The sequence below is a fragment of the Streptomyces sp. NPDC048825 genome, assembly GCF_043198355.1.
Classification (GTDB): Bacteria; Actinomycetota; Actinomycetes; order Streptomycetales; family Streptomycetaceae; genus Streptomyces; species Streptomyces xiangluensis.
In genome coordinates this window covers 197,923-211,830 of record NZ_JBICUR010000008.1, presented here as the reverse complement: position 1 = coordinate 211,830, position 13,908 = coordinate 197,923, and the positions used below count along the sequence as shown (strand labels likewise).

General features: G+C 69.7%; 10 protein-coding genes and 1 pseudogene. 6 read left to right on the top strand and 5 right to left on the bottom strand.

Annotated features, from left to right (window positions below; genetic code table 11):
- Window positions 1–38: 38 nt before the first annotated feature.
- Together ACGFNK_RS21255 and ACGFNK_RS21250 are read left to right on the top strand one after the other, a co-directional pair.
- Complete coding sequence (locus tag ACGFNK_RS21255) at window positions 39–1,889, top strand: LamG-like jellyroll fold domain-containing protein (protein WP_393418014.1); 1,851 nt, start codon at window positions 39–41, stop codon at window positions 1,887–1,889.
- A gap of 86 nt (window positions 1,890–1,975) precedes the next feature.
- On the top strand, window positions 1,976–3,643 hold the full coding sequence (locus ACGFNK_RS21250; protein ID WP_393418012.1) for a PHP domain-containing protein: 1,668 nt from the start codon (window positions 1,976–1,978) through the stop codon (window positions 3,641–3,643).
- Window positions 3,644–3,753: 110 nt separating this feature from the next.
- On the opposite strand, the gene ACGFNK_RS21245 is transcribed toward ACGFNK_RS21250, so the two are convergent.
- Genes ACGFNK_RS21245 through ACGFNK_RS21230 form a run of 4 tightly spaced genes read right to left on the bottom strand, consistent with a single transcriptional unit; the run spans window position 3,754 to window position 7,570 of the window.
- A complete protein-coding gene (locus ACGFNK_RS21245) occupies window positions 3,754–4,209 on the bottom strand; it encodes a MaoC family dehydratase (RefSeq protein ID WP_386341691.1) in 456 nt (151 codons plus the stop codon).
- Window positions 4,210–4,250: 41 nt separating this feature from the next.
- Window positions 4,251–5,753 (bottom strand): o-succinylbenzoate--CoA ligase, encoded by a 1,503-nt coding sequence (gene menE / locus ACGFNK_RS21240; RefSeq protein WP_393418010.1) that lies wholly within the window; start codon window positions 5,751–5,753, stop codon window positions 4,251–4,253.
- Between the two features lie 11 nt (window positions 5,754–5,764).
- Window positions 5,765–6,649 carry an amidohydrolase family protein gene (locus ACGFNK_RS21235; protein WP_393418008.1) on the bottom strand — a complete coding sequence of 295 codons (885 nt, stop codon included), beginning with the start codon at window positions 6,647–6,649 and terminating at the stop codon, window positions 5,765–5,767.
- A gap of 3 nt (window positions 6,650–6,652) precedes the next feature.
- Complete coding sequence (locus tag ACGFNK_RS21230) at window positions 6,653–7,570, bottom strand: SDR family NAD(P)-dependent oxidoreductase (protein WP_386341686.1); 918 nt, start codon at window positions 7,568–7,570, stop codon at window positions 6,653–6,655.
- Window positions 7,571–7,807: 237 nt separating this feature from the next.
- Here ACGFNK_RS21230 and ACGFNK_RS21225 point away from each other — a divergent pair, with 237 nt between their 5' ends.
- On the top strand, window positions 7,808–8,233 hold the full coding sequence (locus tag ACGFNK_RS21225; RefSeq protein WP_393418006.1) for a MarR family winged helix-turn-helix transcriptional regulator: 426 nt from the start codon (window positions 7,808–7,810) through the stop codon (window positions 8,231–8,233).
- 30 nt (window positions 8,234–8,263) lie between these two features.
- Window positions 8,264–9,022, top strand: a complete 759-nt coding sequence (locus ACGFNK_RS21220; protein WP_393418004.1) for an IclR family transcriptional regulator — start codon at window positions 8,264–8,266, stop codon at window positions 9,020–9,022.
- Between the two features lie 456 nt (window positions 9,023–9,478).
- Here the strand turns inward: ACGFNK_RS21220 and ACGFNK_RS21215 are convergent, their stop codons facing one another.
- Entirely contained in the window at window positions 9,479–11,245 is a 1,767-nt protein-coding gene (locus ACGFNK_RS21215; protein ID WP_393418002.1) for a sulfatase-like hydrolase/transferase, read from the bottom strand.
- Between the two features lie 577 nt (window positions 11,246–11,822).
- Here ACGFNK_RS21215 and ACGFNK_RS21210 point away from each other — a divergent pair.
- Window positions 11,823–12,767 (top strand): annotated as a pseudogene (locus ACGFNK_RS21210) (glycoside hydrolase family 16 protein); the annotation flags it as partial.
- A 187-nt stretch (window positions 12,768–12,954) separates the two neighbouring features.
- Entirely contained in the window at window positions 12,955–13,887 is a 933-nt protein-coding gene (gene opcA, locus ACGFNK_RS21205) for a glucose-6-phosphate dehydrogenase assembly protein OpcA (RefSeq protein ID WP_393418256.1), read from the top strand.
- The last annotated feature ends 21 nt before the right edge of the window (window positions 13,888–13,908 follow it).

The following is a 13,908-nucleotide window of genomic DNA, read 5'->3' as shown; positions in this document are numbered from 1 at the left end:
CCCCCCGCACCTTAGTTGAGGCATCCCATGGAGCAGACGTGTGTAATTCGCATGAGAACGACCAGGACGAGGCCGAGCAGGCGGGCGCCGGAAGACGCAGCTTTCTGCGGGCCACGGCCCTGATCGGGGCGGCCACGGCCGTCTCGTTGCCACAGGTGGCCAAGGCGGCCTCCGCGCCGGCCGAGCAGTGGCGGCCCGACCCCGACAGCCACCGCTTCACGCTCGTCGTGATGCCCGACACCCAGTACCTCTTCGACGGACCGAGCCTCAACCCCGCCCCGATCGAGGCGTCGCTGCGCTACATCCTGGAGCACGGGAAGGACGAGAACATCGTCTTCCTCTCCCACCTGGGAGACCTCACCGAGAACGGCGCACAGGCCGAAGTCGCCGCGGCGAGCAAGGCGTTCGAACTGCTCGATCAGCAAGGCGTGGGGTACAGCGTGCTCGCGGGCAACCACGACGTCCGGTCGTCCACCAACGATCAGCGGGGCCCGACCCCATACCTGGAGGCCTTCGGCCCGCAGCGGTTCAAGGGCAAGCCGACCTTCGGCGGTGCCTCGCCCGACGGCTACAACACCTTCCACCTCTTCAAGGCGGGCGGCCGGCAGTGGCTCGTCCTCGCCCTGGACTGGCGGCTGTCGCCCCAGGGGTACGCATGGGCCAAGGACGTCATCGCGCGGCACCCGAAGACACCGGTCGTCCTCACCACCCATGAACTGGTCTACGAGGACGACACGCTCTCCACTTACGGGCAGCAGCTGTGGGACCAGCTGATCGAGGAGCACGACCAGATCTTCCTCACCCTCAACGGACACAACTGGCCGGCCGGCCGCGCCGTCCGCGAGAACGCGGCGGGGAACGACGTCCACCTGCACCTGACGAACTACCAGAACCGCTACTACGGCGGCGCGGCGATGATCCGCCTCTACCGCTTCGACCTCGACCGCGACACCATCGACGTCGAGACGATCTCCCCGTGGGTCCTGGGCCGGGCAGCGGACGGGCTCAACGAACTGGAACGGGAGGAGATCGAACTGACCGGTCCCGAGGACCGGTTCTCCGTCGCCATCGACTTCGAGAAGCGCTTCTCCGGCTTCGACCCGATAACTCCGCGGGCGGCCAGGCCCACCTCCGAGATGCTGGTCCCAGGGACGGTCGCGTACTGGCGATTCGACGGGCGGACGGACGGCTCGGTGGTGACCGGCACAGTCCGCGATCTGTCCGGACGCGGCAACGACCTCACCGTGGTGACCGTGCCCGGCTCCCCCGCCAAATCGCTCACCTGGTCCTCGGCACACCATCCGGACCAACCGGGGCACGGCAGCCTCGACTTCCGTGGCAACAAGCCGCCGCTGCAGGGTGCGTATCTCCGTACGGTCGACGGCGCGCCGCTCAACTCGGCCGAGTTCGGCAGCGGTTACACCATAGAGGTCTTCTACCAGCTGCCCGCGGACTGGGACGCCGCGCACAACAAGTGGGCGGGGCTCATCAGCCGCACCGGCACGGGCGGGGCCGCCGGCAAGACCGAGGGCGACCCGGACGAGCCGCTCGCCACCCTGTCGCTGTCCGACGGCCCCGGCCCGCAGTGGGCGGTGCGCCCGCTCAACCAGCAGGGCTTCGCCACGAACTGGGGCGACGAAACCGCACGGGAGATCTGGTGGCACCTCGCCGTCGTCAACGACGGCTCGCACACGACGATGTACGTCCAGGGCTGCCCCGTCGCCCGCAACCCCACGGCGGTATCCGTAGGACTCACCTCGCTCGGACTGCCGTGGCTGCTCGGCGGCTACGAGTACGGCGGCCAGATCGACCAGATCCTGTACGGGCGGCTCGGTGACGTCCGGATCGTCGAACGGGCACTGCCGGTCTCGGCGTTCATGAACCGCTGAAACCCCTCAAACCCCATCACCCCTCAAACCCCATCCACCCCCCATGCTCGACGCGTGTCCGATCCCCTCAAGGAAGAGATCACCCCATGTCCGAGCAACAACTGCCCAGCTGGGCAGATCCGTCCGTCTCCCCCGCCGCCCTCGATCCGCAGGGCCTCTCCAGACGCCAGCTCATGCGCCGCGCCGGCCTGTTCGGCGCCGCCTTCGCGGCCGGTTCTCTCGCCACTCCCGCGGCCGCGGGGTCCCCCCAGCTCGGCGGCTACGACCCGCAGCTCGCCTACCTCGTCGGCGACCACCACCTCCACACCGTCTACAGCCACGACGCCAAGTACACGTTCAGCCAGGTCGCAAAGGCCGCTGCCGAGTACGGCGTCGACTGGATGGTGTTCAACGAGCACTCCAACTTCGGGCACGCGAAGTACGGGGCGCAGATGGAGCACGAGGAGATCCTCAAGACACGCGCCGAGAACCCTCGTCAGCTGATCTTCCAGGGCCTGGAGTGGTACATCCCGGGCGCCGAGCACTGCACGGTCTTCGCGGCACCGGGCCGTCACGAGGTCGACGTCCTCACGAAGTTCGAGCTCGCCTACGACGGCAAGCTGCTCGGTTACGCGGCGGGCGGTCCCACCCACCCCGACACGCCGCGCAACGAGGCGCACGCCGTCGCTGCCATCAAGTGGCTCGCCGAGCAGCGCCGCAGCGGCTACGTCGACGACGTGCTCGTCCTCGCCAACCACCCGCTGCGCCTGGGCATCGACTCCCCGCACGAGATGCGCAACTGGCGGGACGCGGCACCCGAGATCATGATCGGTGTGGAGGGCGCACCCGGCGCCCAGGGCGGCGGCATCCCCGGCTGGCGCGGTCCGACGTCGATCCGCGGCGAGTACGAGAACAAGCCGTCGGCGAACTCCTGGCCCGGCTATCCGGAAGACGCATACGTCACCTACGGCGGCTTCGACTGGATGACGGCCACCGTCGGCGGCCTGTGGGACGCCATGCTCGCCGAGGGCAAGCTGTTCACGATCAGCACCAACTCCGATGTGCACCGGGTGGTGTTCGACACCTGGAAGAACGGTGACTGGCTGCCCGGCCAGACCTTCGACAGCACCGGCCGGCTGCCCGACCCGGTGAACACGACGGAGCCGCAGCCGGGCGGCGACTTCTGGCCCGGCCAGTTCAGCCGCACCCACGTGGGCGTCACCCGCTACGGCTACCGCGCGGTGATGGCAGGCCTGCGCGCGGGCCGGGTCTGGCTCGACCACGGGCATCTGCTGGATGGCCTGGACGTACGGCTGAAGCGAGCCATCGACGGCGGCCCGGGCGTCACGCTGGGCGGCCGGCTGCGGGTGCGCCCCGGGGAGAAGCTCACCCTGAGCGTGACCGTGACCACGACCTCGCGTCCCAATGCGCACGACATCCTGCCGGACCTCGCCCATGTCGACGTGATCCGCGGCGCGGTGCGCGGTCGGGCGGCCGACCGCGACGAGTGGCGCGCGCCGGACACGAAGGTCGTGCAGACAGAGGACGTATCGGGCCGCAAGGGAACGTACACCCTGCGCATTCCCCTGACAGCGGGCGACGAGTCCTTCTACGTCCGCCTGAGGGGCAGCGACGGCAACCGCAACGGAACGGGCTATCTGGGGGCGGCAGTTGACCCGCACGGCCCGATCCCGCACGAGCCGGGCAACGGCGATCCGTGGATCGACACGTGGTTCTACTCGAACCCGGTGTTCGTGGACGTGGTGGGCGCCTGAGTGCCCCGCTTAGTACACGGGAGCCGAGCGCCCCTTCAGGGGCGCGGGGAACTGCGCGACCGGCCACAAACGGCCCGCAGTTCCCCAACCCGGCTCAAGCCCTACGGCGCTCAGGCGTAGAAGCGGGAAAGGCTCTGCAGCACAGCCGCCGGCTTGGCCCCGCCCTCGATCTCAATCGTCCCGTCAACCGTGATCTGCACGCCACCCGGCACATCCTCGACGTCGGCCAGCTTCCCGACCAGCCGGATCCGCGACCCGACCTTTACCGGCGAGGGAAACCGCACCTTGTTCAGCCCGTAGTTGACCTTCGTCGAGACGCCCTCGACGTCCAGCAACTCGGTGAACAGCGGAATGAAGAGCGAAAGCGTGAGGTAGCCGTGGGCGATGGGCGCGCCGAACGGACCCTCGGCCGCCTTCTCGGGATCGACGTGGATCCACTGGTGATCCCCGGTGGCATCGGCGAACGTGTTGATGCGCTCCTGGGTGACCTCGATCCACTCACTCGTGCCGAGGTCGCTCCCGGCGAGCTTCTTGAGTTCGTCGATGCCGTTCACGGTGATGCTCATATAGCTTCCTTACAACTGAGTACGAGTTGGTTGACGGGGCGTCAGCGGCTGCCGTACCGCTTACGTACCCGGGCCTTCAGCAGCTTGCCGGAGGCAGTCCGCGGGAGTTCCTCCGCGAGCACCACCGACTTGGGGATCTTGTACTTGGCCAGGCGTCCGGCCAGGGAGGCGAGGACCTCGTCGGGGTCGAGCTCCACGTCCTCGCGGGGCACGACCACGGCCCGCGGCACCTCGCCCCACTTGTCGTCGGGCACGCCGATGACCGCGCACTCGACGATGTCCGGATGGCCCAGGAGCAGGTCCTCGATCTCGGCGGGGTAGATGTTCTCGCCACCGGAGATGATCATGTCCTTGATGCGGTCGACGATATGGACGTAGCCGTCCTCGTCGACCTTCGCGGCGTCCCCGCTGCGGAACCACCCGTCGCTGAACGTGGCGGCGGTCTCGTCCGGCAGCCCCCAGTAGCCGGGCATGACATGCGGCCCGCGTACGACGACTTCACCGGTCTCGCCGACCTCGACCGGCGCCATATCGGGCCGTACGACGCGGACGTCGCTGAAGAAGTGCGGAACGCCCGCCGAACCCGCCTTGCTGACCGCGTGCTCGGCGTCCAGGAAGAGCGTGCCGGGCGCGGCCTCGGTCATGCCGTAGCCCTGGAGGAAGGTGAGCCCGCGCTCCTGGTACTTGGCGATCAGCGGTGTCGGGACCGGAGACCCGCCGCAGGTCAGGATCCGCAGGGACGACAGGTCGGCGTCGGCCCAGCGCTCGTGCCGCGCCACCTGGTCGAACATCGTCGGGACACCGAACATGAAGGTGATCCGGTGCCGTTCGATCAGGTCGAAGGTGGCGGCCGGCTCGAAGGCCTCGACCAGGACGCAGGTGCCGCCCTTGAGGAGGACCGGCAGGGTGAGCATGTTCAGGCCGGCCGTGTGGAACAGCGGGGCGGAGACCAGGGCGCGTTCTTCGGCGATCAGGTCGTGGTCGATGAGGACGTTGACCGCGTTCCACGTCAGGTTGCCGTGGGTGAGCATCGCGCCCTTGGGGCGGCCCGTCGTCCCCGAGGTGTACATGATGATGCAGGTGTCGTCGGCGCTGACGGGTTGGTCGATCGGCTCGGCGGACGCCTCGGCGATCAACGCCTCGTAGTCGGGGCCGACTTCGACGTACGACCGCACATCGGTACTGCCCGGCATTCCGGCCACGATTCCAGCCAGCGAGGGCGCATACACGAGCGCCTTGGCGCCCGAGTCCGCGAGCTGATAGCCGATCTCGGGCCCCGCGAGACGGGTGTTGAGGGGCACGAAGACCGCGCCGAGCGTGCCCGCCGCGAACAGCGTCTCCAGGTACGAGGGATGGTTGGGCCCGAGATAGGCGACCCGGTCGCCGCGTCGGATGCCCGCCGCGCGCAGGGCGTGCGCGAGGCGGGTGGTCCGCTCATACAGCTCGGCGTACGTCACCTCGGTGTCGTGGTGGATCAGGGCGGTGCGTCGGGGAGTTTTACGAGCCCGGCGTGCGGGCCACGACCCCAGTCCCTCATTGCGCATCGATGGCCCCCTTACGCCTTCGTCAGTCCGAGCAGTCGGGCGGCGTTCTCCTTGAGGATCTTCGGCCTGACCTCGTCCTTGATGGGCAGCTTCTCGAAGTCCGCGAACCAGCGGTCCGGCGTGAGGACCGGGTAGTCGGAGCCGAACAGCACCTTGTCCTTGAGCAGCGTGTTCGCGTACTGCACGAGCTGCGGCGGGAAGTACTTCGGCGACCAGCCGGACAGATCGATGTGCACGCCCGGCTTGTGGGTGGCCACGGCGAGGGCCTCGTCCTGCCAAGGGAAGGACGGGTGCGCCAGGATGATCTTCAGGTGCGGGAAGTCGGCGGCCACGTCGTCCACGTGCAGGGGGTTCGAGTACTTCAGGCGGATGCCCCCGCCGCCCGGGACTCCGGCTCCGATGCCGGTCTGCCCCGTGTGGAACAGCGCGATCGTCCCCGTCTCCTCGATCACCTCGTACAGGGCGTACGCAACGGACCGGTCGTTGGGGAAGAAGCCCTGGATGCTGGGGTGGAACTTGAAGCCCTTCACCCCGTACTCCTCGACCAGGCGGCGGGCCTGCTTCACGCCCGCCTTGCCGCGGAAGGGGTCGATGGAGGCGAAGGGGATCAGGACGTCCGAGTTGGCTGCCGCCGCTTCCGCGACCTCCTCGTTCGGAACGGGCTCGGTGCCGGTCGCGGACTCGGCGTCGACCGTGAAGATCACGGCGGCCATCTTCCGTTCGCGGTAGTACGCGGCCGTCTCCTCCAGGGTGGGCTTCCGCTTGCCCTCGACCTTGAAGTAGGCGGAGGACGCGTCGTGCAGATCGTCATCCAGCGACGACTTGCCCTTGGAGGAGACCTCGGCGTGGGTGTGGACGTCGATCGCGACGAGTTCCTCGACGTTGAGGTTCGTCATGGTTCACGCCTCCGGGAACTTCGGCGCGGGGACGCCCACGGTCTCGGGCTCGGCGCCCAGCGAGGTGGACCACGCCTCGGCGAGGGTGTCGGGGGCCCAGCCACCGTCAGCGTACGCCGCCTTGATTTCCTGAGGGTGGGACCAGAGGGTCACCTTGTCGCCGCCGATACCGATGGCCTGGCCGGTCACCTCGCGGGCGGCCTCGGAGGCGAGGAACGGGATCAGCGCGGCGCAGTCCTCCGGGGTGCCGAAGCCCTCGCCCTTGCGCAGGAAGTCCGGCAGCGGCTCGCCCTGCTTCATGGCCTCGATGTAGGGGGCGAAGGCGGGGATGGTCTCGGTCATCGCGGTGGCGGCCACCGGAACGATCGCGTTGACGGTGATGCCCGCACGGCCCAGCTCCATCGACCACGTACGGGCCATGGCGGCGATGCCGGCCTTCGCGGCGGAGTAGTTCGTCTGGCCGAAGTTGCCGCGCTGTCCGGCCGGGGAGCCGACCAGGATCAGGGTGCCGCCCTCGCCCTGCTCGCGCATACGGATGGCGGCGGCGCGGGCGCAGGTGAAGGTGCCCTTGAGGTGGGTGGTGATCACCGCGTCGAAGTCCTCGTCGGTCATCTTCCACAGGACCCGGTCCCGGAGGATGCCCGCGTTCGTGACCAGGATGTCGAGGCGCCCGAACTCCTCCACGGCGCGGGCGACGAGCCGGTCCGCGGCCTCGGACGTCCCGACCGGGACCACCTCGGCGACCGCGGTGCCACCGGCTGCGGTGATCGCCTTGACGGCCTGCTCGGCGACGGACTCGTCCACGTCGTTGACGACCACGGAGGCGCCTGCGGCGGCGAGAGCGTGCGCGTAGGCGAGACCGAGGCCACGGCCGGAGCCGGTGACGACGGCGACCTTGCCGGAGAGATCGATGCTGGACACGAGGAGGGTCCCTTCGAGAAAGCGGATGCGGCTGCGAGACGAGTCAGAACTGCGGCTACGAGATCGAAGCTAAAGACAATAATTGTCGACGTCAATAGTTGTTGCCGGCCGAACCGTGCGCCATGCTGTGAGCACGACGCACACCCGCCCCCGCCCGGGGCCTCGACCAGGGAGCCCGCCATCGCCGGCCAGCCGCACGCAATGAACCCCGACGCCATCGACGCTCAGGAGCCATGGATGCGCGGGCTGCACTCGGACACCGGCTACCTCCTGTACCGGATCGGTCTGCGCTCGGGGCAGCTGTTCAACGCGTTCCTCCAGGAGTCGGGCCTACGACTGCGCCACTACGCCCTGCTGCGCTACCTGGCCACCAGCGAGGGCGCGCTCCAGCGGGAGCTGAGCGCCCAGCTGGGATACGACCCGAGCGCGATCGTCGGCCTGGTCGACGACCTGGAAAAGCTCGGCTTCGCCGAGCGCCGCCCCTCACCCGACGACCGCCGCAGCCGCATAGTCGCCCTCACCGAGAACGGCCGCACATTCCTGCGCGACTCCCACGAAGCGGGCCGACGCGCGACGAACGCCCTGCTCCAGCCCCTCGACCCCGCCGACCGGGACACGCTGCACACGCTCCTGCAACGGATCGCCGAGACCGAACTCGGCTGAGCCCAGGACCACTTGAGCTGGGACGACCCGATGACCGTACGTTCGGCGCCCGACCGCCTCCTCGCCGTACTGGCCGCCTTCGACCACGACCACCCGGCGCTCTCCCTCACGGACATCAGCCGCCGGGCCGGCCTCACCCTCACCACCGCACACCGCCTGGTGGGCGCTCTGAGCGAGTGGGGCGCTCTGGAACGCGACACGTCCGGGACGTACCACGTGGGCCTGCGCCTGTGGGAGGTAGCGGCACTGGCGCCCCGCGGCCTGGCCCTGCGGCAGATCGCGCTTCCGTACCTGGAGGACCTGTACGAGGCCACGCACCAAAACGTGCAGATGGCAGTGCGGGACGGCGACGAGGTCGTCTACATCGAGTGGATCTCCGGACACTCCGCAGTCGGCGTGCACATCCGAGTCGGCGCCCGCTGGCCACTGCACGCGACCGGCGTCGGCCTCGCACTCCTCGCGTACAGCGACGCGGCATCCCAGGAGACGTACTGCGCACGCCCGCTGGTCGCCTTCACCCCCCACACCATCACGGACCCGTCCACCCTCCGCCGCGTACTGGCCGAAGTACGCCGCTCAGGCGTGGCGGTAAGCAGCCGCCAGGTCACCGAGGACGCCCTGTCGGTGGCCGCCCCGGTCCAGAACGCGAACGGCTCCGTCATCGCGGCCGCCTCCGTCGTGGTACCCGAACGCGACGCCCAGGTACCGGCGTTGATCCCCGCGGTACGGCTCGCTGCCCGCGGCATCTCACGGGCACTGGGCTGGCAGCCACGTGCCTCCGGCGGTTGAGCAGTTGGGTTCGTTGTCGGGTGCGGGTTGTGTGTGGCTGGTCGCGGCCACGCGGCGGAGCCGCATATTGATACAGCCCCGCGCCCCTGGGTGGTGGGTGCGGGGCCGTGGGCCGGTGCGTCAGCCCGTCGCCCAGGGCATACGACCCTTCGGCTGACACAGGGCGCAGGTGGGCCGAGACAGAACCTACGCGACGGGCATACGACGCACCGGCCCACGTCCCCTCCCGCCGGTGGGAGGGTGCGGGTTCGTTGTGGCGTGGGGGTTCCGGGAGCGCCCCTTCAGGGGCGCGGGGAACTGCGCGACAAGCCACGACGCACCCGCAGCCGCGACACGACCTGTCCCCCCACCCCCTTGCGGGGGCCTGGGGCGCAGCCCCAGTTTCGGGAAGGGGCGGGGCTGGGGAAAAACCCTCCACCCACGGACCCGCACCCGAAAACGCACCCAGCGGAGCGCCTACGCGCTGGAGTGGACGCTCGCGGCGTACCGCACAGGCGCCCCCGCATGCCGCGCCGTACCCACACAGCTCACCCACCCGCCCCCGGAGGTGGGCGTAACCGTCCACCGCGCCGTGAGCCGCCCACCCGCGGCAACGAAGTCCGCGCTCACCGAACCGAGCGCCTGCACGCTCCAGCCCCCCGGAACCCGGAGCTCGAGCGCGGCCGTAGTCCACGGCTTGGCGGACCCGTTCGCGAGGGTGGCCGTCACGGTGAACGCCTCGCCCCGCGCAGCGACATCGAGCGAAACCCCGAACGGCTTGCGTTCGTACTGGTCCGCCCACGACGAACGCATCAACCGCACCAACGCGTCCGCCTCGGCAGGCCGCTTGTCGGCGATGTCATCCCGCTCACCGGGATCCTTGGCGAGGTCGTACAGCTCAACCTCCCACTGGTCATCGGGCACCTTTCGGTCCTGCCCCGGCGCAAACCGCACCGCCTTCACATCACCACGCCGCAGCGCCTCGGCAAGCCGCCGCCCCCGCCACCGGTCGATGGCGTCGGAGCCCGGAGTCCGGCCACTGTGGTTGCGGTAGAAGTACAGGTGGTCATGGCGGGCAGCGTCCGTGCCGCCACGCAGGAGCGGGGCCATGGACAGCCCGTCGACGTCCGCCGGAGCGGGCGCGCCCGCGAGCTCGGCGAGCGTCGGCAGCAGATCGGTGAGCGGTGTCGGCCGGTCCGTGACGCCGGACGGAACACGCTTCGGGGACCAGGCGATGAGCGGGACGCGGATACCGCCCTCGTACAGATTGCGCTTGATGCCGCGCAGCCCGCCGCTCGCGCCGAAGAGCCCAGGGTCGGTACGGCCCTCCTCGTGCGGCCCGTTGTCACTCGTGACGATCACCACAGTCCGGTCCGCTATGCCAAGCGACTCCAGCCGCTTGGTGACGTTGCCGACAAGCGCGTCGAAGTTGCTGACCTGCGCGGCGTGCAGCTTGTCGGGCCGCGGCCAGGGGCTGTCGCCGTACGCCCCCATGTCAGGCGCGCTGCTCGGCGCGTGCGGCAGGGTGGGCGCGAGGCAGAGGAGAAAGGCCTCCTCCTTGTGCGCGTCCATGAAGTCGAGGGCGCGGGCCTCGAGGAGATCGGGGGCGTAGACGCGTCTGGCGCCGTCTTCGTTCTCCGGGATTTCCTCCCGCTCGGCGTTCCGCCACAGGTACGACGGGTAGTAGTCGTGCGCGTGCCGGTGCGTGAGGTAGCCGTAGAACTCGTCAAAACCACGGGCGTTGGGATGGCTCGGCTGGTTCGGCTCCTCGGGGCCGAAGCCCCACTTGCCGACCAGCGCGGTGCGGTAGCCGCGGGCGCGCAGGGCCTCGGCGAAGGTGAAGTCGCGGTCGGTGAGGGCGGCCTGACCACCGGGCCCCCACGGATTCTCACGCACGGTCGCATGGCCGCTGTGCAGTCCGGTGAACAGGGAGCAGCGCGAAGGGGCGCAGACCGGGGCCGCCGCGTAGGCGTCCGTGAAGCGCAGGCCCTCGGCCGCAAGGGTGTCCAGATGCGGCGTGCGGATCAGCTTCTGTCCGTACGCTCCGAGCTCGCCGTATCCGAGGTCGTCCGCGAGGATCACCACGAAGTTGAGCCCGTTGGCCGGGGATTGGGCGGCGGGCACTACGGGGGCCTGCGGGAGCGCGTCGGTGTCCGGGGTCGTGGCCGACTCGCAGGCCGTGGCCGCCCCTGTGACGCCGAGCGCGACTGCGGTCCCGGCCAGAAAGCGACGGCGGCTGGGCATACGTGTTCTCCTGTGCGTGGTCAGTGAGCGTGGTGAGCGGCGTTCCGTGACCGAATGAGGAAGATGAGGAAAGGGATACTCGGGCCACAACGCGGCACACGGTAGGAAGTCAGAAACGGGCCGAAGGTTCCCACCATTTGACGCTCGGCTTGATTTTTTTGGTGCACGGCCTGATCACGCCGTCTGATTCGCGTCTCGTGGCTGGTTCCTTCTGCTCCACGCCCCCCGGCGCGCCCACTGATCCACGCGGACGATATCCGTCTCACCGGTGAGGACGTGCGCCGGGGCCCGGTCTGATACTGGGTCGGGCCGTGCCCCCAGGAGCCGGCGCAGGCCCCCTGAGTCCTGGATCACACCCGTCGTCGCCCGCCTGCCCCTGTGACCGGGGCCTTCGCCGTCCGGGCGCCCGCTGTTCCCCTTCGTTCAGAGTGTGAACTCCGCTCCCCCGCAAGCACTTTCTCTGCTTTACCTCTTGACGACTGAGGTGACAGAGAGCACATTGTCCGGCGCGGCTTCATTGAGAGCGCTCTCAATGGACCCCCACCCGCACCCCCCACACACCGTGAACGAGGCATCCATGAGTGGAACCCATAGCAGGCGCAAACCCCTGAAGCATGTGCTCATCGCCGTACTGAGCACGCTGGGCCTGGCCGCGGGCACCGCGGCGATCACCTTGCCCGCGAACGCGTCTCCGCCCCCGCCCCCGTCGGGCTGGACGGAAGTGTTCACCGACGACTTCAACGGCGCCGCGGGCTCCGGAGTCAACCGCGAGAACTGGCAGTACGCCACGGGCACCGGCTACCCCGGCGGCCCCGCCAACTGGGGCACCGGCGAGATCGAGACGATGACCGACAGCACGGACAACGTCGCACTCGACGGCAACGGCAACCTCCGGATCACGCCACGCCGCGACGCCTCCGGCAACTGGACCTCCGGTCGCATCGAGACCAACCGCACCGACTTCGAGCCGCCCGCCGGCGGCAAGCTGCGTGTCGAGGGCCGGCTCCAGGTGCCGAACGTCACCGGCGCCGCGGCCAGGGGTTACTGGCCCGCCTTCTGGATGCTGGGCGAGCCGTACCGCGGCAACTACCAGAACTGGCCGGCCGTCGGTGAGCTGGACATCATGGAGCACACCCAGGGTCAGAACACGGTGTTCGCCACGATGCACTGCGGCACGGCCCCGGGCGGCCCCTGCAACGAGAACTCCGGCATCGGCAGCTCCACCCCGTGTCCCGGCACGGCCTGCACGGCCGGCTTCCACACGTACGCCATGGAGTGGGACAGGTCGACCGACGTCGAGGAGATCCGCTTCTACGTCGACGGCGACAACTTCCATACGGTGCGCGAGAACCAGGTCGACGCGACGACCTGGACCAACGCCACGGACCACGGCTTCTTCATCATCCTGAACGTCGCGATGGGCGGCGCCTTCCCGAACGCCCACGGCGGCGGCCCCGACGCCGCCACCGAGCCCGGCCACCCGATGGTGGTCGACTACGTCCAGGTACTCCAGTCAGCCGGCTAGCACCAACGCCTCTCCGGAAACCCCCCACAAGGGGCGGGCCGAACGGCCCGCCCCTTTCCGTGTTCGCGCACCATCTCCGCCCGGGAATCCCCGGCCGCCGCGCGTGGTTGATCCCACGCGGTCGCCATGTCGCTGAACGACAATGGAGATCCAGGACGCGAAACGGACGGAGCTGGCGCAGGCCATGAAGATCGACCTGACCGACACCACGGCAAGCAAGATCAACAAGGCCCTTGTGGAGGGCCGCCGCGCCATCGGCACCCCCGCCGTGGGCATGGTCCTGACGATGGTCATCGTGACGGACGAGGAGAACGCGTACGACTCGATCAAGGCGGCCGAGGAGGCCTCGCACGAGCACCCCTCGCGCACCCTGGTCGTCATCAGGCGCGTCTCCCGCACGCCCCGCGACCGCACGAAGTCCCGCCTCGACGCCGAAGTTCGGGTCGGCGCGGACGCGGGCACCGGTGAGACGGTCGTGCTCCGGCTGTACGGAGAGGCCGGCGACCACGCCGACTCGGTGGTCCTCCCGCTGCTGCTGGCGGACGCGCCCGTCGTCGTGTGGTGGCCGGTGGGCGCCCCGGAGGTGCCCGCGAAGGATCCGCTGGGGGCTCTGGCCCAGCGCCGGATCACGGACATGTACGCCGTCGAGGCCCCGCTCATCGCCCTGGAGCAGCGCGTCGCCTCGTACGCGCCCGGCGACACCGACCTCGCCTGGACCCGGCTGACGCCGTGGCGCTCGATGCTGGCCGCGGCCTTGGACCAGGCCCGTGCGGAAGTGATCTCGGCCGCCGTCGAGAGCGAGGCCGAGAACCCGAGTGCCGAGCTGCTGGCCCGCTGGCTGGAGGCCCGGCTGCGGGTGCGGGTCGAACGGGTGGTCACCCCCGGCCCGGTCGTCACGGGCGTACAGCTCGACACCGTGAACGGCGAGGTCCGCATCGACCGCCCCGAGGGCCCGCTGGCCACCCTCTCCCTGCCCGGGCAGCCCTCGCGCACCCTCGCGCTGAAGGTCCGCCCCACCTCCGAGCTGATCGCCGAGGAACTGCGCCGCCTCGACGCGGACGAGATGTACGCGGTCGCCCTGCGCGGTGCCGACAAGGCGGGGAGCGGCCGTGTCTGACGCACCGTCCATGATCACCGG